At 60.4% G+C, this 18110-nt stretch carries 18 protein-coding genes; 9 read left to right on the top strand and 9 right to left on the bottom strand.

The features are described 5' to 3' along the window. Nucleotides 1–175: 175 nt before the first annotated feature. The 3 genes from rsgA to mscM all read left to right on the top strand — a co-directional run bounded on the left by rsgA (nt 176) and on the right by mscM (nt 5556). Nucleotides 176–1225: a small ribosomal subunit biogenesis GTPase RsgA gene (gene rsgA / locus ACP3TA_RS07435; protein ID WP_033641617.1), complete on the top strand. Its 1050-nt coding sequence runs from the start codon at nt 176–178 to the stop codon at nt 1223–1225. A gap of 76 nt (nt 1226–1301) precedes the next feature. Continuing rightward, nucleotides 1302–2195 carry an archaetidylserine decarboxylase gene (asd, locus tag ACP3TA_RS07430; protein WP_033641616.1) on the top strand — a complete coding sequence of 298 codons (894 nt, stop codon included), beginning with the start codon at nt 1302–1304 and terminating at the stop codon, nt 2193–2195. A 13-nt stretch (nt 2196–2208) separates the two neighbouring features. Beyond that, nucleotides 2209–5556, top strand: a complete 3348-nt coding sequence (gene mscM / locus ACP3TA_RS07425; RefSeq protein WP_033641615.1) for a miniconductance mechanosensitive channel MscM — start codon at nt 2209–2211, stop codon at nt 5554–5556. 70 nt (nt 5557–5626) lie between these two features. On the opposite strand, the gene epmA is transcribed toward mscM, so the two are convergent. After that, the gene (gene epmA, locus ACP3TA_RS07420; RefSeq protein WP_004929681.1) at nt 5627–6604 is read right to left on the bottom strand and encodes an elongation factor P--(R)-beta-lysine ligase; all 978 of its coding nucleotides are present in this window, start codon (nt 6602–6604) and stop codon (nt 5627–5629) included. A 385-nt stretch (nt 6605–6989) separates the two neighbouring features. Between epmA and frdA the strand changes: the two genes are divergently transcribed. The 5 genes from frdA (at nt 6990) to blc (ending at nt 10910) form a co-directional block, all read left to right on the top strand. Further along, nucleotides 6990–8786, top strand: coding sequence for a fumarate reductase (quinol) flavoprotein subunit (frdA, locus tag ACP3TA_RS07415; protein WP_047573004.1), 1797 nt, complete (start codon nt 6990–6992; stop codon nt 8784–8786). Then, nucleotides 8779–9513: a succinate dehydrogenase/fumarate reductase iron-sulfur subunit gene (locus ACP3TA_RS07410; protein ID WP_033648713.1), complete on the top strand. Its 735-nt coding sequence runs from the start codon at nt 8779–8781 to the stop codon at nt 9511–9513. Before frdA ends, ACP3TA_RS07410 begins: the two co-directional genes overlap by 8 nt. Before the next feature lie 14 nt (nt 9514–9527). Beyond that, the gene (gene frdC / locus ACP3TA_RS07405; protein ID WP_025305010.1) at nt 9528–9920 is read left to right on the top strand and encodes a fumarate reductase subunit FrdC; all 393 of its coding nucleotides are present in this window, start codon (nt 9528–9530) and stop codon (nt 9918–9920) included. A gap of 12 nt (nt 9921–9932) precedes the next feature. Next, a complete protein-coding gene (frdD, locus tag ACP3TA_RS07400; protein ID WP_004929672.1) occupies nt 9933–10292 on the top strand; it encodes a fumarate reductase subunit FrdD in 360 nt (119 codons plus the stop codon). Nucleotides 10293–10376: 84 nt separating this feature from the next. Next, nucleotides 10377–10910, top strand: coding sequence for an outer membrane lipoprotein Blc (gene blc / locus ACP3TA_RS07395; protein WP_047025073.1), 534 nt, complete (start codon nt 10377–10379; stop codon nt 10908–10910). Here the strand turns inward: blc and sugE are convergent. The 4 genes from sugE to efp form a co-directional block, all read right to left on the bottom strand. Continuing rightward, nucleotides 10904–11221, bottom strand: coding sequence for a quaternary ammonium compound efflux SMR transporter SugE (gene sugE, locus ACP3TA_RS07390; protein WP_004929669.1), 318 nt, complete (start codon nt 11219–11221; stop codon nt 10904–10906). The two genes, blc and sugE, sit on opposite strands and share 7 nt — an antisense overlap. 192 nt (nt 11222–11413) lie before the next feature. Further along, the gene (locus ACP3TA_RS07385; RefSeq protein ID WP_004929668.1) at nt 11414–11545 is read right to left on the bottom strand and encodes an entericidin A/B family lipoprotein; all 132 of its coding nucleotides are present in this window, start codon (nt 11543–11545) and stop codon (nt 11414–11416) included. A 120-nt stretch (nt 11546–11665) separates the two neighbouring features. Next, entirely contained in the window at nt 11666–11797 is a 132-nt protein-coding gene (locus ACP3TA_RS07380; RefSeq protein ID WP_004929667.1) for an entericidin A/B family lipoprotein, read from the bottom strand. Between the two features lie 70 nt (nt 11798–11867). Then, entirely contained in the window at nt 11868–12434 is a 567-nt protein-coding gene (gene efp / locus ACP3TA_RS07375; RefSeq protein ID WP_004929666.1) for an elongation factor P, read from the bottom strand. 42 nt (nt 12435–12476) lie between these two features. On the opposite strand from efp, the gene epmB reads away from it, so the two are divergent. Continuing rightward, nucleotides 12477–13505, top strand: coding sequence for an EF-P beta-lysylation protein EpmB (gene epmB / locus ACP3TA_RS07370; protein WP_042783506.1), 1029 nt, complete (start codon nt 12477–12479; stop codon nt 13503–13505). 90 nt (nt 13506–13595) lie between these two features. Here epmB and ACP3TA_RS07365 read toward each other — a convergent pair whose 3' ends face one another. From ACP3TA_RS07365 to ACP3TA_RS07350, 4 genes are all read right to left on the bottom strand, one after another. Then, nucleotides 13596–13940 carry a DUF4156 domain-containing protein gene (locus tag ACP3TA_RS07365; RefSeq protein ID WP_025305007.1) on the bottom strand — a complete coding sequence of 115 codons (345 nt, stop codon included), beginning with the start codon at nt 13938–13940 and terminating at the stop codon, nt 13596–13598. 303 nt (nt 13941–14243) lie between these two features. Further along, nucleotides 14244–15869: a methyl-accepting chemotaxis protein gene (locus tag ACP3TA_RS07360; protein ID WP_060660045.1), complete on the bottom strand. Its 1626-nt coding sequence runs from the start codon at nt 15867–15869 to the stop codon at nt 14244–14246. 226 nt (nt 15870–16095) lie between these two features. After that, nucleotides 16096–17742: a chaperonin GroEL gene (groL, locus tag ACP3TA_RS07355; protein WP_004929662.1), complete on the bottom strand. Its 1647-nt coding sequence runs from the start codon at nt 17740–17742 to the stop codon at nt 16096–16098. Nucleotides 17743–17786: 44 nt separating this feature from the next. Next, nucleotides 17787–18080, bottom strand: a complete 294-nt coding sequence (locus ACP3TA_RS07350) for a co-chaperone GroES (RefSeq protein ID WP_004929661.1) — start codon at nt 18078–18080, stop codon at nt 17787–17789. Nucleotides 18081–18110: the final 30 nt, after the last annotated feature.

Raw genomic sequence — 18110 nt, 5'->3', positions numbered from 1 at the left:
GCGCCGCAGCCGGCGGCTAACAACGGTTATTTAATATAAAATAGCGTGTATCATAGTCTTTTTGGTCGCCATGGGCGACATATACCCTGACGGGTTCAAGGCTGCGCCCGGGGCAAGTCCCCCGCCGCGGCTGTGCGTATACGTAAAGGTATAAAACCGATTCAAGTGAGGCGCAGTGAGTAAGAACAAACTGTCCAAAGGTCAGCAACGCCGCGTGCAGGCGAACCATCAGCGCCGTCTGAAGCGCGCCGATAACAAACCGGAACCGGATGATTCCCAGCTGGGCGAGCCGCAGGAAGGCGTCGTCATCAGCCGTTTCGGCATGCACGCCGACGTTGAGGCGCCGGATGGCACTCAGCACCGCTGCAACATCCGCCGCACGCTGCGTTCGCTGGTGACCGGCGATCGCGTGGTGTGGCGCCCCGGCCTGGGCGCCCATGAAGGGGTAAAAGGCATTGTGGAAGCGGTGCACGAACGCACCTCGGTGCTGACGCGCCCGGACTTCTATGACGGCGTGAAGCCGATCGCCGCCAATATCAATCAGATCGTCATCGTGTCGGCGATCCTGCCCGAGCTGTCACTGAACATCATCGACCGTTATCTGGTGGCCTGCGAAACGCTCGAAGTCGAGCCGCTGATCGTGCTCAACAAAATTGACCTGCTGGACGCCGAAGCGCGCAAGCTGGTCGACGGCATGATGGATATCTATCGCAAGATTGGCTACCGGGTGCTGGAAGTCTCCAGCCAAACGCGGGAAGGCATGGCGGAGTTCGAACAGGCGCTGGCCGGGCGCATCAGCATCTTCGCCGGTCAGTCCGGGGTCGGCAAGTCCAGCTTGCTGAACGCGCTGCTGCCGCCGTCTGAAGAGCAAATTCTGGTAAATCAGGTTTCCGACGTCTCGGGCCTCGGGCAACATACCACCACCGCCGCGCGGCTGTACCATTTCCAGCACGGCGGCGACGTGATCGACTCCCCGGGGGTGCGCGAGTTTGGCCTGTGGCACCTGGAGCCGGAACAAATCACCCGCGGCTTTGTCGAATTCCGTGATTATTTAGGCGGTTGCAAATTCCGCGACTGCCGCCACGATACCGATCCCGGCTGCGCCATTCGCGCGGCGATGGAGAAAGGCGATATCGCGCAAGAGCGGTTCGACAACTATCACCGTATTCTGGAAAGCATGGCGCAGGTGAAGGTTCGCAAGAACTTCACGGACGCCGCAGACTGACACTGACGAGCGAGCATTGACGACGGCGGAGCCCTCGTTACAATGCGCGCCCTTTACCCTGATTCACGAGGTTAACGTGCTGGATAGCATCAAGATTAAACTGCAATATTGGCTGCCGAAGCTGGCGCTGACCCGCCTGGCGGGCTGGGGCGCCGACAAACGGGCCGGCTGGCTGACCCAACTGGTGGTCAAAACCTTCGCCCGCTTCTACCGCGTGGACATGCAGGAAGCGCAAAATCCGGACCTGGCGTCTTACGCCACCTTCAACGATTTCTTCGTGCGCCCGCTGCGCGACGGCGCGCGCCCCATCGTCGCCGACGCCAACTGGCTGGCGCTGCCTGCCGATGGTGCCATCAGCCAGCTCGGCCCGATCCGCGACGATCAAATCTTCCAGGCCAAAGGCCACCACTACAGCCTCGAAGCGCTGCTGGCCGGCAACTATCTGTTGGCCGAGCCGTTCCGCAACGGCCTGTTCGCCACCACCTATCTGGCGCCGCGCGACTATCACCGCGTACACATGCCGTGCGCCGGCGTGCTGCGCGAAATGATCTATGTGCCGGGCGATTTGTTCTCGGTCAACCCGCTCACCGCCGCCAACGTGCCTAATCTGTTCGCGCGCAACGAGCGCGTGATCTGCGTATTCGACACCGACATTGGGCCGATGGTGCAAATCCTGGTCGGCGCCACCATCGTCGGCAGCATCGAAACCGTCTGGGCCGGCACCGTCACGCCGCCGCGCGAAGGCATCATCAAGCGCTGGACCTACCCGGCCGCCGGCGAAGAAGGCGCCATCGCGCTGGAAAAAGGCGCCGAGATGGGCCGTTTCAAACTCGGCTCCACGGTGATCAACCTGTTTACCGCAGGCAGCGTGCAGTTTGCGCCGCAGCTGCATAACGGCACCGTCACCCGCATGGGTGAAGCCTTCGCCGAAATCCCGGCCGCCGCTGAAACGCCACAGACCCCGCTCTAAAGGAATCGACGCCGTGCGCCTTTTCATCACGCTTTTGCTCGGTTGCCTGCTGTGGCAACCGGCGCTGGCCGCCCCCGTGCCGACCGAGACCCAGCTCAAACAGGAGCTGAAGCAGGCGGAAAGCAGCAAAAACGCGCCGAATCAGGCGGAAACCACCGAGGCGCTGCAAAGCGCCCTCAACTGGCTGACGGAGCGCAAAGAGTCGCAGACTCGCTCCGAGCAGTATCAGAGGGTGATCGACGATTTTCCGAAGATGACGCAGGAGCTGCGCCGTCAGCTGGTGCTGGAAAGCAACAAGATCCTGCCTAACGGCGACGATCTGCCGGCCGCCGAGCTGGAACAGCAGATCCTGCAAACCAGCAGCCTGCTGCTGGAACAGGCGCGCCTGCTGCAGCAAGAACAGGATCGCACGCGGGAGATCAGCGATTCGCTCGGCCAGCTGCCGCAGCAGCAGACCGACGCCCGCCGTGCGCTGACGGAAGTGCAGCGCCGCCTGCAGGCGCAGCCCGCCAACCCGACCACGCCGTATGCGCAGGCCGCCCTGGCCCTGCTGCAGACCGAAGCCGCGGCGCGCAAAGCCAAAGTGGACGAGCTGGAGCTGGCGCAGCTGTCGGCCAACAACCGTCAGGAGCTGGCGCGCATGCGCGCCGAGGTCTATAAAAAGCGCCACGAGAAAATAGACGTTCAGCTGCAGGCGCTGCGCAATAACCTCAACGCCCAACGCCAACGCGAAGCAGAGCTGGCGCTGGAAAAAACCGAGCAGTTAGCCGAGCAGAACGGCGATTTGCCAAAAAGCATCAGCCAGCAGCTGCAGATCAACCGCGAACTGTCCGCCGCGCTGAACAGCCAGGCGCAGCGCATGGATCTGATTTCATCGCAGCAGCGGCAGGCGGCGGCGCAGACGCTGCAGGTGCGCCAGGCGCTGAGCACCATCATCGAGCAGGCCCAGTGGCTCGGTTCGTCGTCGGCGCTGGGGGAAACCCTGCGCGCCCAGGTGGCGACACTGCCGGAAATGCCCAAGCCGCAACAGCTGGACGGCGACATGGCCCAACTGCGCGTGCAGCGCCTGCAGTTTGAAAACCAGCTGGAAAAACTGTCGCAGCGCGAATTCAAACGCGACGACGGCAGCGCGCTGACCAACCAGGAGCAACGCATCGTCGATGCCCAGCTGCGCACCCAGCGCGAGCTGCTCAATTCGCTGCTGTCCGGTTGCGACACCCAAATCCTCGAGCTGACCAAGCTGAAGGTGGCCAACACCCAGCTGATCGAAGCCTTGAACGAAATTCGCGATGCCACCCACCGCTATCTGTTCTGGGTGCCGGACGTCAATCCGATCAACTTCTCCTACCCGCTCAACGTGGCGCACGATCTGACGCGCGTCCTGTCGCTGGACACGCTGTCTCAACTCGGCGGCGCCTTCATGATGATGGTGACCAGCCGCGAAACGCTGATCCCGATCTTCGGCGCCCTGCTGCTGGTGATTTTCAGCATCAGCTCGCGCAAGCACTACCACGCCTTCCTCGAGCGCGCGAGCAGCCGCGTCGGCAAGGTGACGCAGGACGAATTCTTCCTGACGGTGCGCACCGTGTTCTGGTCGATTCTGGTGGCGATGCCGCTGCCGGTGCTGTGGGCCGCGCTCGGTTACGGCCTGCAAAGCGCCTGGAACTACCCGGTGGCGGAAGCGATCGGCAAAGGGGTAACCGCCACGCTGCCGATCCTGTGGATCTGCATGATCTGCGCCGCCTTCGCCCACCCGCAGGGGCTGTTCATCGTGCACTTCCGCTGGCCGGCGAAGCAGGTTTCGCGCGCCATGCGCTACTACAAGATGTCGATCTGGCTGATCGTGCCGCTGATCATGGCGCTGATCACCTTCGATAGCCTGAAAGAACGCGAGTTCGCCAACACCCTGGGGCGGCTGTGCTTCATCCTGCTGTGTCTGGCGCTGGCGCTGGTCACCCACAGCCTGAAACGCGCCGGCATTCCGCTGTATCTGGATAAAAACGGCTCCGGCGACAACATGCTCAACAGCGCCTTCTGGGGGCTGCTGCTGTCGGCGCCGCTGCTGGCGGCGCTGGCCTCGACCGTCGGTTACCTCACCACCGCGCAGGCGCTGTTGGCGCGTCTGGAAACTTCGGTGGCGATCTGGTTCCTGCTGCTGGTCGTCTACCACATCATCCGCCGTTGGATGTTGATCCAGCGGCGGCGCATCGCCTTCGATCGCGCCAAGCAGCGCCGCGCCGACATTCTGGCCCAGCGCGCCCGCGGCGAAGACGAAACTTCACATACCCCGAACAGCACCGAAGGCGCCATCGATCCGGACGATTCGGACTTCGATCTGGACACCATCAGCGCCCAGTCGCTGCGGCTGGTGCGTTCGATCCTGACGCTGATCGCGCTGGTGTCGGTGATCGTACTGTGGTCGGAGATCCACTCCGCGTTCGCCTTCCTGGAAAACATCTCGCTGTGGGACGTAACCTCGACGGTGAACGGCGTGGAAACCGCCCATCCGATCACCCTCGGCGCGGTTCTGATCGCCATTCTGGTGTTGATCATCACCATGCAGCTGGTGCGCAACCTGCCGGCGCTGCTGGAGCTGGCGGTGCTGCAGCACCTGGATCTGTCCCCGGGCACCGGCTACGCCATCACCACCATCACCAAGTACCTGCTGCTGCTGTTCGGCGCGGTGCTCAGCTTTGCCTGGATCGGCATCGAATGGTCGAAACTGCAGTGGGTGGTTACCGCGCTCAGTCTGGGGTTGGGCTTCGGCATGCAGGAGATCTTCTCCAACTTCATCTCCGGCTTGATCATCCTGTTCGAGAAACCGATCCGCATCGGCGACACCGTGACGATCCGCAATCTGACCGGCACCGTCACCAAGATCAATACCCGCGCCACCACCATCTCGGACTGGGACCGCAAAGAGATCATCGTGCCGAACAAAGCGTTTATCACCGAGCAGTTCGTCAACTGGTCGCTGTCGGATACCCTGACCCGTGTGGTGCTGACCGTACCGGCGCCGGGCGAGGCCAACAGCGAAGAAGTGACCAAGATCCTGATGAACGCCGCCGAGCGCTGCGCGCTGGTGCTGGATAACCCGGCGCCGGAGGTCTATCTGGTCGATCTGCAACAAGGCATTCAGATCTTCGAGATGCGTATTTACGCCGCCGAGATGGGCCACCGTATGCCGCTGCGCCATGAGATCCACCAACTGATCCTGGCGGGCTACCGCGAGCACGGCATCACGCTGCCGTACCCGCCGTTCCAGGTGCGTACCGAGACGCTGTCGCGGCTAACCAACAACGGCCGCACGCCGCCGTCCACGCCGGCGCCGAACACCAAGCGCGACGCCGGGGGGCTATAAGCGCTTCTCGCGATAAAAAAGGGGGTCGGCAAATGCCGACCCCCTTTTTGCTTTTTCGCCGCCTGAAACGTCAGGCGATCCCGACCGGGAAGGCTAATACGTCGCTCAGGCTCTCGGCGCCCAGCGCCAGCATCACCAGACGATCCACGCCCAGCGCCACGCCGGAACACTCCGGCATGCCGTGCTGCAATGCCGCCAACAGGTTGTAGTCGATCGGTTGCTGCGGCAGGCCGCGCTCCGCGCGTTTGCGGTTGTCCTGCTCGAAGCGCTGCTGTTGTTCACGGCCGTCGGTCAGCTCGCGGAAACCGTTCGCCAGCTCGATACCCTTGAAGTACACCTCGAAACGCTCCGCCACGCGGTGGTCTTCGGTGCTGATCTCCGCCAACGCCGCCTGGCTGGCCGGGAAGTGGTACACGAACGCCGGTTTTTCACGGCCGATATGCGGTTCCACGCCCACGGTGAACAGCAGCTGCAGCAGCGTATCGCGATCTTCTTCGGTATCGGCGATGTTGCTCAGATCGAGTTTGGCCGCCGCTTCGCGCAGCTGCGCCTTCTCCGCCGACAGCGGATCGATGTCCAGATGGCGCAGGAACGCCTGCTGATAGGACAGGGTCTCCGCGCTCTCGCAGTCCAGCACCTGTTGCAGCAGATCGTCCACCTCATTCATCAGGCGGTACATGTCGTAGTGCGGACGGTACCACTCCAGCATGGTGAATTCCGGGTTGTGATGCCGCCCGGCTTCTTCATTGCGGAAGCTGCGCCCCATTTGGTAGATCGGGCCGCTGCCCGCCGCCAACAGGCGCTTCATGTGATATTCCGGGCTGGTCATCATGTATAGCGTCAGGCCCTCTGCCGCTCCCGGCCCGACGAAACGCGTCTCGAACGGGAACAGGTGAACGTCGGTGACCGTCGCCTGGCTCATGGTGGGCGTCTCAACTTCCAGCACGCCACGATCGGCGAAGAAACGCCGGATCTCAGCCAGAATCGCTGCGCGTTTCAACAAATTGGCGATGGGTGCACTAGGCTGCCAGCTTGCCGTTTCGCTCATGGTAATTAACTCCGAAATCAAACAGGGGATGCAGTCTACTCGCATCCTTGCAGCCAAACAAATTCTTCACGATGCGCAACCGGCGATAACGCCAATTTCCGATAAAAGGGCGGCAAAAGCGCGTTAAAAAGGGTAAAGCCGGCCGAACGCGCAAAAAAACAGACAAGCCTGCCGGGCAAGCGTTAATCGACAAAACAATCGATCACATCAAATTTCGACTACTTAACTTTAGGTATAGTTAATTCCCCATTAGTGGTGGGAGATATCTATCCTTAACCTTTAAGCAACATTAATCGGTTCAATTAGTTAGCACCCGAAGAGTTCGCTAAATTTTAAGCATAGATATTTAACTTGCCGTTCTTAACAAGAACATTGGAGGAATGCAGTGCAAACCTTTAACGCCGATCTTGCCATTATTGGGGCCGGGGGCGCTGGTTTACGTGCAGCAATAGCCGCAGCGGAAGCCAATCCCCAACTGAAAATCGCGCTGATCTCTAAGGTCTACCCGATGCGCAGCCACACGGTCGCCGCCGAGGGGGGCTCCGCCGCCGTCACCCAGGATCACGATACCTTCGACTATCACTTCCACGACACCGTCGCCGGCGGCGACTGGCTGTGCGAGCAGGACGTGGTCGATCACTTCGTGCATCAGTGCCCGCGCGAGATGACCCAGCTTGAGCAGTGGGGCTGCCCGTGGAGCCGTAAACCGGACGGTTCGGTCAACGTGCGGCGCTTCGGTGGCATGAAGATCGAACGCACCTGGTTCGCCGCCGATAAGACCGGCTTCCACATGCTGCACACCCTGTTCCAGACCTCGCTGAAATACCCGCAAATCCAACGCTTCGACGAGCACTTCGTGCTGGATATCCTGGTGGATGACGGCCAGGCGCGCGGCCTGGTGGCGCTCAACATGATGGAAGGCACCCGCGTGCAGATCCGCGCCAACGCGGTGGTGATGGCCACCGGCGGCGCCGGGCGCGTTTACCGCTACAATACCAACGGCGGCATTGTGACCGGGGATGGCATGGGCATGGCGTTCCACCACGGCGTACCGCTGCGCGACATGGAGTTCGTGCAGTATCACCCGACCGGCCTGCCCGGTTCCGGCATCCTGATGACCGAGGGCTGCCGCGGCGAAGGCGGCATTCTGGTGAACAAAGACGGCTACCGTTACCTGCAAGACTACGGCATGGGCCCGGAAACCCCACTGGGCGAGCCGAAGAACAAATACATGGAGCTGGGCCCGCGCGATAAAGTGTCCCAGGCCTTCTGGCACGAATGGCGCGCCGGCCGCACCATCGCCACCCCGCGCGGCGACGTGGTCTACCTCGATCTGCGCCACCTGGGCGAGAAAAAGCTGCTGGAGCGGCTGCCGTTCATCTGTGAACTGGCCAAAGCCTACGTCGGCGTCGATCCGGTGAAAGATCCGATCCCGGTGCGCCCTACCGCGCACTACACCATGGGCGGCATTGAAACCGACCAGAACTGTGAAACCCGCATCAAGGGGCTGTTCGCGGTCGGCGAGTGCTCCTCCGTCGGCCTGCACGGCGCCAACCGCCTCGGCTCCAACTCGCTGGCGGAACTGGTGGTGTTCGGCCGCGTCGCCGGTGAGCACGCGGCGCGCCGCGCGCTGGAAACCGCGCCGGCCAACGGCAGCGCGCTGGATGCGCAAACCCGCGACGTCGAAACCCGCCTGGGCAACCTGATGAAGCAGGAAGGCAACGAAAACTGGGCGAAGATCCGCGACGAAATGGGGCTGTCGATGGAAGAAGGCTGCGGCATCTACCGCACGCCGGAGCTGATGCAAAAAACCATCGATAAGCTGGCCGAGCTGAAAGAACGTTTCAAGCGCGTCAAAATCACCGACAACACCAGCGTGTTCAATACCGATCTGCTGTACACCATCGAGCTGGGTTATGGTCTGGACGTCGCTGAATGCATGGCGCACTCCGCATTTAACCGCAAAGAGTCGCGCGGCGCCCACCAGCGCCTGGACGAAGGCTGCACCGAGCGTGACGACGTCAACTTCCTCAAGCATACGCTGGCATTCCACAATCCGCAGGGCGCGCCGCGTCTTGAATACAGCGACGTGAAAATCACCAAGCTGCCGCCGGCCAAACGCGTCTACGGCGCAGAAGCCGAAGCGCAGGAGAAAAAGAATAAGGAGCAGGCAAATGGCTGAGATGCAAACCCTGAAGATCGAAGTCATGCGCTATAACCCGGAAAGCGACGCCGAGCCGCATTTCGTCACTTACGCCGTGCCTTACGACGAACAGACCTCGTTGCTCGATGCGCTGGGCTACATCAAGGATAACCTGGCGCCGGACCTCTCCTACCGCTGGTCTTGCCGCATGGCGATCTGCGGCTCCTGCGGCATGATGGTCAACCGCGTGCCGAAGCTGGCGTGCAAAACCTTCCTGCGCGACTACGTCGGCGGCATGAAGGTCGAAGCGCTGGGCAACTTCCCGATCGAGCGCGATCTGGTGGTCGACATGACCCACTTCATCGAAAGCCTGGAGGCGATCAAACCGTACATCATCGGCAACGATCGCAAACCGGAGGATGGCCCGAACGTGCAGACTCCCGCGCAGATGGCCAAATACCACCAGTTCTCCGGCTGCATTAACTGCGGCCTGTGCTATGCGGCGTGCCCGCAGTTCGGCCTCAACCCCGAGTTTATCGGCCCGGCGGCGATCACGCTGGCGCACCGCTATAACCTGGACAACCGCGACCACGGCAAGAAACAGCGCATGCCGCAGCTCAACGGCCAAAACGGCGTCTGGAGCTGCACCTTCGTCGGCTATTGCTCCGAAGTCTGTCCGAAACACGTCGATCCCGCCGCCGCTATCCAGCAAGGCAAGGTGGAGAGCGCCAAAGACTTCATGATCGCCATGTTGAAGCCGCAATAAGGGAGAAAATTGCCATGACAACTCAACGTAAGCCCTATGTGCGCACCATGACGCCCACCTGGTGGCAAAAGCTCGGCTTCTACCGTTTCTACATGCTGCGCGAAGGCACCTCGGTGCTGGCGGTCTGGTTCAGCATCGTGCTGCTCTACGGCGTGTTCGCGCTGAAGGGCGGCGCCGAGAGCTGGGCCGGCTTCGTCGGTTTCTTGCAGAATCCGCTGGTGCTGTTAATCAACGTCGTCGCATTGCTGGCGGCGGCGCTGCACACCAAAACCTGGTTCGATCTGGCGCCGAAGGCCGCCAATATCGTGGTCAACAGCGAGAAAATGGGACCGGGCCCCATCGTGAAAGGGCTGTGGGCCGTCACGATCGTCGTCAGCGTGGTCATCCTGGCCGTGGCCCTGTTCTAATCCGGAGGAAACATGATAAATCAAGCACCTAAACGCTCCGACGAGCCGGTTTTCTGGGGATTGTTCGGCGCCGGCGGCATGTGGGGCGCGATCGTCGCGCCGGCTATCGTACTGCTGGTCGGCATTCTGCTGCCGCTGGGGCTGTTCCCCGGTGAAGCGCTGGGTTACGAGCGCGTGCTGGCGTTCTGCCAGAGCCTGATCGGCCGCCTGTTCCTGCTGCTGATGATCATTCTGCCGCTGTGGTGCGGCCTGCACCGCATCCACCATGCGATGCACGATCTGAAGATCCACGTGCCGGCCGGCAAGTGGGTGTTCTACGGTCTGGCGGCAATCCTCAGCGTCGTCACCGTCATCGGCGTCGTCACTCTGTAAACCGCTCGGGTGGCCAACGCCCGTTGGCCGCCCTTTTCTCATCGGCTACACTGTCTACTCGCCCCCGGTAAACAGGAGTCACCGATGCGTTTATGGTCAAAGCTTTGCGTCATGCTTTCCGCACTGCTCTCCGTCGCCTGCAGCGTCTCCCCGCCTAAAGACATCAAGGTCGTGAACAATTTCGACAGCCAGCGCTATCTCGGCACCTGGTATGAGATCGCACGTCTGGATCATCGTTTTGAACGCGGTTTGCAGCAGGTGACCGCCCATTACAGCCCGCGCGCCGACGGCGGGCTGAAAGTTATCAATCGCGGCTTCAATCCGCAAAAACAGCAATGGCAAGAAAGCGAAGGCAAAGCCTACTTTATCGGTTCACCGCAGGTCGCGGCGCTGAAAGTGTCGTTCTTCGGCCCCTTCTATGGCGGCTACAACGTCATTGCCTTGGATCCGGCGTATCGCTACGCGCTGGTTTGCGGCCCGAACCGCGACTATCTGTGGATCCTGTCGCGCACGCCGACGCTTGACGCCGCCGTGCGCGACCGCTTATTGCAGACAGCCAAAGGCTACGGTTTCGCCACCGACAAGCTGATCTGGGTGCAGCAGTCCGCCGATCAGTGACTGCTGAACTTCAACCCGAGTATGCCGACCACGATCAGGCACAGGCTGATGATGCGCGCGATATTGGTCGATTCGCCCAACAGCACCATGCCCATGATGGCCGCGCCCACCGCGCCGATGCCGGTCCACACCGCGTAGGCGGTGCCGGCGGGCAGCGTTTTCATGGCGTTGGCCAACAGCAACATGCTGACCACCATCGCGGCGATGGTGATGATGCTCGGCGTCAGCCGGGTAAAACCGTGGGTGTATTTCAGACCGATAGCCCAAACCACTTCGAGCAAACCGGCGATAAGCAGAATAATCCAGGCCATGAGACGGCCTCCCTACCACTGGGGTCGTCCCCGATAAAATGACGCGTAAACGGGTCGTCCCGTTTAGCGAGGTGATGCATGACGGGTAACCTCACCCGCACTGCGGCAGGATAGCAGCAGCGTTAACGCTCAGGCAAGGGATAGAAATGTGGCGGCTCTCCGCAGCCGGAACGCCGCCGGGTGGAATGCGGATTATTCCGCGCTGCGCTGAATAGCCTTGCCGCCGGCCTGAATGTCTTCACCCACACCGCGGGTGGTATTGCAGGCGGTCAGCGAGCTCAAAATCATCAAAGAGAAGATCGCGATAATACTTTTCTTCAGCATAAGAAAGTCCTTATTTGTCGTTGATGAAAAAGTACGGCTTTCTAAGCGTAGTCAAAATTGACGGAGGGTGTGGGATCGTGACCGGCTTTGTGGCGCAAATACATCGGGTTAAAGGCGGGATCAGCTGGCCGTGCGGGAGATGGCGCCGCCGAGATGCTGAACGTCTTCGCCGAAACCGCGAAACGTATTGCAACTGCTGAGGGAGAAAAGGAACAACAGGGAGAGCACGGCCAACAGCGTTTTCTTGAACATGCGGATTTTCTGCCAACGAACGGGGATGGGATAAAACAGAGGAACCGCGGGGGTTCCTCTGTTTTGAAACTTACTTAACGCGAGAGACGTATTCGCCAGAGCGAGTGTCAACCTTGATCACTTCGCCGATCTGGACGAACAACGGCACTTTTACCACGGCGCCGGTGCTCAGGGTAGCCGGCTTGCCGCCAGTCCCTGCTGTATCGCCTTTCAGGCCAGGATCGGTATCGGTGATTTCCGCTTCGATGAAGTTTGGCGGCTGAACGGCGATTGGACGGCCATCCCACAGGGTGATGATGCACTCTGCGTTATCCTGCAGCCATTTGGCCGCGTCGCCGACGGTTTTGCCGTCAACCTGATGCTGTTCGAAAGACTCAGGGTGCATGAAGTGGTAGAACTCACCGTCGCTGTACAGGTAGTTCATGTTGGTGTCCATCACGTCTGCGCCTTCGCAAGAATCGGTAGACTTGAAGGTTTTTTCCACGCGGGTGCCGGTCAGCAGACGGCGCATTTTCACGCGCGCGAACGCCTGGCCTTTGCCCGGCTTAACGAACTCACTGGCTTCGACGGCGTAAGGTTCGCCCTCGAACATGATTTTAAGACCCGGACGGAAATCGTTGCTAGAATAAGTCGCCATGATGGCCCTCTGAATATTTGAACTGGTAGCTTAGCCAAAAAAATGGCACACATTATAACCCAAAGTACGGCACATAGAGAAGATTGGTTGCATCAACTCGCCGATGTTATTACCGATCCCGATGAATTACTGCAGCTTTTGTCACTGAATACGCACCCGGAACTGCCGCAGGGGCGCGATGCCCGTCGGCTGTTTGCCCTGCGCGTGCCGCGCGCCTTCGCTGCGCGCATGCGCCCCGGCGATGCCAACGACCCGCTGCTGCGCCAGGTGCTGACCGCCAGAGAGGAGTTCATCAACGCCCCAGGGTTCACCACCGATCCGCTGGATGAACAGCGCAGCGTGGTGCCGGGCCTGCTGCACAAATACCGCAATCGCGCGCTGCTGCTGGTCAAAGGCGGCTGTGCGGTCAACTGCCGTTACTGTTTCCGCCGTCACTTCCCCTATCAGGATAATCAGGGCAACAAGAACAACTGGCGGCAGGCGCTGGATTATATCCGCCAACACCCGGAACTGGACGAGATCATTTTTTCCGGCGGCGATCCGCTGATGGCCAAAGACAGCGAGCTGGAGTGGCTGGTCGGCGAGCTGGAGGCCATCCCGCACCTGAAACGCCTGCGCATTCACACCCGTCTGCCGGTGGTGATCCCGGCGCGCATTACGCCGGCGCTGTGCCGCCTGCTGTCGGCCTCGCGCCTGCAGGTGCTGATGGTCACGCACATCAACCACGCCAACGAAATCGACCGCGAGCTGCAGAGCGCCATGGCCCAGCTGCGCCTCGCCGGCGTCACGCTGCTCAACCAGAGCGTGCTGCTGCGCGACGTCAACGACGATGCCGATACGCTGGCGGCGCTCAGCAACGCGCTGTTCGACGCCGGCATCCTGCCCTATTACATCCACGTGCTGGACAAGGTGCAGGGCGCGGCGCATTTCATGGTCAGCGACGATGAAGCGCGCGTCATCATGCAGGCGCTGCTGAGCAAGGTGTCCGGTTATCTGGTGCCGCGCCTGACGCGTGAAGTAGGCGGCGAACCGAGCAAAACGCCGATCGACCTGCGCCTGATGCAGGAGTGACGCGCGCGCCACAGGGCTCGACGAAACGAAAAGAGGAATGCCGTGGCATTCCTCTTTTTTTATCTCTTCGCGGCGTTAGGCCTCAGCGCCTTACGGGCACTTGTAAACCTGGCCGACCATTTTGCTGTCCAGCGGCGCGAAGCTGGAGAGCAGGTTCTGGCTTGGGCTGTTGGCGCCGTAAATGACGTTGCCGCCCATCGCCGCTGCCTTGTTGCGCAGATCGTTGGCCGCACCGCGCATGGAGCTGCCTTCACCGCCGTTGCCGGACAGCCAGTTGCTCTGGGTGCCGGTCACTTCCCCCAGCAGCTGGCATTCCGCCGCCGGCTTGCTGTCGGTGAACTTGATCTGCTGACCCGCAGCGGTCAGTTCATGAGTGGTGCTGCAACCCGCCAGCAGCATCGCTGCCGAAAGACCCAGTAAGGCTTTAATCCGCATCTTGTTCCCCATTCGATGTTGAGAATTACGCAAAATCTTCTACCCGTCGCCTTTCAAGCTGTAGCGTTGTTGACTGCACTCGCTCACCCCAGTTACTTACTCAAGTAAGCGCCTGGGGACTCACGAGCTGGCCGCCTAGCTACAACTTGAAATTCATAGGGTATATCAGAAAGCGATGCCATCTCTTAAGCATCCGTTGCCACGCGAGCGGGCCAACGTCTTGAGCGACAGCTGATGACTTACCAGTTTACCAGCTAAATCGCCCCGGGCGGCAAAAATATCATCAAATACAGTGCGGCGGCGTTATACCCAACCGGCAACGGCCGCCGATGCCTGCGCCAGCTCTTCGCCCTGACGCGGTTCCCCCTCCGCCAGTTTGAATACCGCCACCGCCTGCGCCAGCAGGGCCGCCTGTTCCTCCACGCCGACGGCGGTGGTCGCCACCTCCTCCACTAGGGCGGCATTCTGCTGGGTCACCTGATCCATCTGGGTCACCGCTACCCCGACCTGCTCGACGCCTTTGCTTTGCTCTTCCGACGCATAGGAGATGTTATCCATCAGCGACGTCACCTGGTTCACCGAGCCGACGATGGCATTCATCGTCTCGCCCGCCTGTTCCACCAGCCGCACGCCGGCGGCGATATCGCCGGTTACGCCGTCGACCAGACCGCTGATCTCCTTGGCCGAAGTCGCGCAGCGCTGCGCCAGATTGCGCACTTCGCCAGCTACCACCGCAAAACCCCGCCCCTGCTCCCCAGCACGCGCGGCCTCGACGGCGGCGTTCAGCGCCAGAATGTTGGTCTGGAAGGCGATGCCGTCGATCACGCTGGTGATATCCCCCACCTGACGCGCGCTGTCGTTGATCGCCCGCATCTTGTCGACCGCGCTGGCCATCAGCGTTTCGCCGTTGCGGGCAATGGCGGCGGTCTGATTGACCATGCCGGCGGCCTGAGTGGCGTTATCGGCGTTTTGCCGCACCGTGGCGGTGATCTGCTCCATGCTGGCGGCGGTTTCCGTCAGCGCGCTGGCTTGTTCTTCGGTGCGGCTGGAGAGATCGGCGTTGCCGACGGCGATCTCGTGCGTACCGTGGTTGATCGACTCCACACCGTCACGCACCTGCTGCACGGTGGCACTCAGCTCCTGCTGCATCGTCCGTAGGCTGGCGAACAGCATGCCGATCTCATTGTTGTTGCGTACCGCGATCTCGCTACGTAGATCGCCGCGCCCAACCTTTTGCAAATGTTCGGCGATCTGGCGCAGCGGCAGAATCAAGCGCCGGCGGAAATCACGCTGCACGGCGACCAGCAGCAGCAGGATCGCCGCCAGGGTGCCGCTCAGCAGACGGGCGAAGACTTTTTGGGTCTGCTCCGCCTCTTCCACTGCCAGACGGTGGGCGGCCACCGTGGCCCGCATGTAGTCGGCAAACTGGTTATCCAGCCGCTGGCGCACCTGGCGCTTCTCTGCCGCCATGGCGTGCAGCCGCTCGATCAGCGCCGCCTGCGGCGTGTCGGCCAACAGCGTCAGTTCTTGCTTCAGCACCGCCTGCTGCGCCAGATAGACCTTTTTCATCGCCTCGCCCAGATCCGGGCGCGATACCGTCAGGCCCGGCGTCTCCCAAAACAGATTGAAAGCGACGTCGGCGCTGCGCAGCTCACCGCGCGCCTCATCGATACCCTGTTGAATATCGGCTCTGCTGGTCTGCGCCCAGCGCTCGAACGCCATGTTGTCGATCAGCGTCTGCGTTTGCAGCAAAGCACGCCAACTGCGGTTCAGCGCCGCTTCCTCGTCGGAGAAGGTGCTCATCCTGTCGATGCTGTGGCCGTTTTGCTGCATGAAATAGAAGGCGATGGCGCCGGTTCCCATGGGCATCAAGCCCAGCAGCAACAGCATTAACATCAGCCAGGTGGCTATTTTCATATTTTTCAGCATAAGTCGTCTCCGTTGACAGTCACACCGGCGAGGGGAAATTCCCCGCTCGGTAAGGGCTATATCGGTACGAAACGACAACGGTTTAGGGTAAAAGAAAAATAATGCAATAATTCATTCAGTGAACTAATAACAAGCTAAATAAACATTCTTTTTATTGATTTTTAAGCTAAAAAAAAACCCCGGTCATTTGACCGGGGCCTTCAGCACACAAGCGTGTGGGGGATGATTACATCATGCCGCCCATACCGCCCATGCCACCCATGCCGCCTGCTGCGCCCAGATCCGGTGCGTCAGCCTTCGGCAGGTCGGTGACCATGCATTCGGTGGTGATCATCAGGCCAGCCACGGAAGCCGCGTACTGCAGAGCAGAACGGGTCACTTTGGTTGGATCCAGGATACCCATCGCGATCATGTCGCCGTATTCTTCAGAGTAAGCGTTGTAGCCGTAGCTGCCTTCGCCCGCTTTCACCTGGTTGGCGATAACGGAAGCTTCTTCACCGGCGTTGACCACGATCTGACGCAGAGGGGCTTCCATTGCGCGCAGCGCAACTTTGATACCCACGTTCTGGTCTTCGTTGTCGCCTTTCAGCGCGGCGATTTTGCCTGCAACGCGGATCAGCGCTACGCCGCCGCCGGCAACCACGCCTTCTTCCACTGCGGCGCGGGTCGCGTGCAGGGCGTCTTCAACGCGGGCTTTCTTCTCTTTCATTTCAACTTCAGTGGCTGCGCCAACCTTGATAACGGCAACGCCGCCGGCCAGTTTCGCTACGCGCTCCTGCAGTTTTTCACGATCGTAGTCAGAGGTCGCTTCTTCGATCTGCTGACGAATTTGAGCAACGCGGCCCTGGATGGTCGCTTCGTCGCCCACGCCATCGATGATGATGGTGGTGTCTTTGTTGATGACAACGCGTTTCGCCTGACCCAGGTCTTCCAGGGTGGCTTTTTCCAGCTCCAGACCGATCTCTTCAGAGATAACGGTACCGGCAGTCAGGGTAGCGATGTCCTGCAGCATGGCTTTACGACGGTCGCCGAAGCCAGGCGCCTTAACGGCAGCCACTTTCACGATGCCGCGCATGGTGTTGACCACCAGGGTCGCCAGCGCTTCACCTTCAACGTCTTCAGCGATGATCAGCAGCGGTTTGCCTGCTTTGGCAACGGCTTCCAGCACCGGCAGCATTTCGCGGATGTTGGAGATCTTCTTGTCAGCCAGCAGGATGAACGGGCTTTCCAGCTCAACAGAACCGGTTTCCGGCTTGTTGATGAAGTATGGGGACAGGTAACCGCGGTCGAACTGCATACCTTCAACCACGTCCAGCTCGTCTTGCAGGCCGGTGCCTTCTTCAACGGTGATGACGCCTTCTTTGCCCACTTTCTCCATCGCTTCCGCGATCAGTTTACCCACGGTTTCGTCGGAGTTGGCGGAGATGGTGCCGACCTGAGCGATAGCTTTGGAATCGGAGCAAGGTACGGACAGTTTTTTCAGTTCCTCAACCGCAGCGACAACCGCTTTGTCGATGCCGCGCTTCAGATCCATCGGGTTCATGCCTGCAGCAACCGCTTTCAGGCCTTCGGTGATGATGGATTGAGCCAGTACGGTTGCAGTGGTGGTGCCGTCGCCCGCCGCGTCGTTCGCTTTGGAGGCCACTTCTTTCACCATCTGTGCGCCCATGTTCTCGAACTTGTCTTCCAGTTCGATTTCACGCGCAACGGAAACGCCGTCTTTGGTGATGGTCGGTGCGCCGAAAGATTTATCCAGCACTACGTTGCGGCCTTTCGGGCCCAGGGTCACTTTTACTGCATCAGCGAGAACATTCACGCCGCGGAGCATTTTCACGCGAGCGTCATTGCCGAATTTTACGTCTTTAGCTGCCATTGGTATTTCCCTTCAACTCGTTCAGTTCAGAAGATAAAGCGCAATTACGCTTCAACAATTGCCAGAATGTCGCTTTCGGACATGATCAACACTTCTTCATTGTCGATCTTCTCTGCTTTCACGCCGTAGCCGTCGTTGAAAATCACGATATCGCCAACTTTCACATCCAGCGGTTGGATGTTGCCGTTTTCCAGCACACGCCCTTTACCCACTGCAACCACTTCACCGCGAGTGGATTTACCCGCAGCAGAGCCAGTCAGGACGATGCCGCCAGCAGATTTTGATTCAACTTCTTTGCGCTTGACGATAACGCGGTCATGCAATGGACGAATACTCATTGAACGCTCTCCTGTAAGAAGGTCTCTATC

It is taken from the genome of Serratia sp. 2C06 (assembly GCF_050037615.1).
Taxonomy (GTDB): Bacteria; Pseudomonadota; Gammaproteobacteria; order Enterobacterales; family Enterobacteriaceae; genus Serratia; species Serratia ureilytica.
The sequence above is the reverse complement of the archived record's forward strand: the minus strand, read 5'-3'. Positions and strand labels throughout refer to the sequence as shown.

Coding starts and splice junctions, on each gene's coding strand:
- epmA (WP_004929681.1), bottom strand. CDS start 6,604: ATGAGCGAAACGGCAAGCTGGCAGCCTAGTGCACCCATCGCCAATTTG.
- blc (WP_047025073.1), top strand. CDS start 10,377: ATGCGTTTATGGTCAAAGCTTTGCGTCATGCTTTCCGCACTGCTCTCC.
- ACP3TA_RS07385 (WP_004929668.1), bottom strand. CDS start 11,545: ATGCTGAAGAAAAGTATTATCGCGATCTTCTCTTTGATGATTTTGAGC.
- frdC (WP_025305010.1), top strand. CDS start 9,528: ATGACAACTCAACGTAAGCCCTATGTGCGCACCATGACGCCCACCTGG.
- ACP3TA_RS07380 (WP_004929667.1), bottom strand. CDS start 11,797: ATGTTCAAGAAAACGCTGTTGGCCGTGCTCTCCCTGTTGTTCCTTTTC.
- efp (WP_004929666.1), bottom strand. CDS start 12,434: ATGGCGACTTATTCTAGCAACGATTTCCGTCCGGGTCTTAAAATCATG.
- ACP3TA_RS07365 (WP_025305007.1), bottom strand. CDS start 13,940: ATGCGGATTAAAGCCTTACTGGGTCTTTCGGCAGCGATGCTGCTGGCG.
- ACP3TA_RS07360 (WP_060660045.1), bottom strand. CDS start 15,869: ATGCTGAAAAATATGAAAATAGCCACCTGGCTGATGTTAATGCTGTTG.
- ACP3TA_RS07350 (WP_004929661.1), bottom strand. CDS start 18,080: ATGAGTATTCGTCCATTGCATGACCGCGTTATCGTCAAGCGCAAAGAA.
- sugE (WP_004929669.1), bottom strand. CDS start 11,221: ATGGCCTGGATTATTCTGCTTATCGCCGGTTTGCTCGAAGTGGTTTGG.
- epmB (WP_042783506.1), top strand. CDS start 12,477: ATGGCACACATTATAACCCAAAGTACGGCACATAGAGAAGATTGGTTG.
- groL (WP_004929662.1), bottom strand. CDS start 17,742: ATGGCAGCTAAAGACGTAAAATTCGGCAATGACGCTCGCGTGAAAATG.
- ACP3TA_RS07410 (WP_033648713.1), top strand. CDS start 8,779: ATGGCTGAGATGCAAACCCTGAAGATCGAAGTCATGCGCTATAACCCG.
- frdD (WP_004929672.1), top strand. CDS start 9,933: ATGATAAATCAAGCACCTAAACGCTCCGACGAGCCGGTTTTCTGGGGA.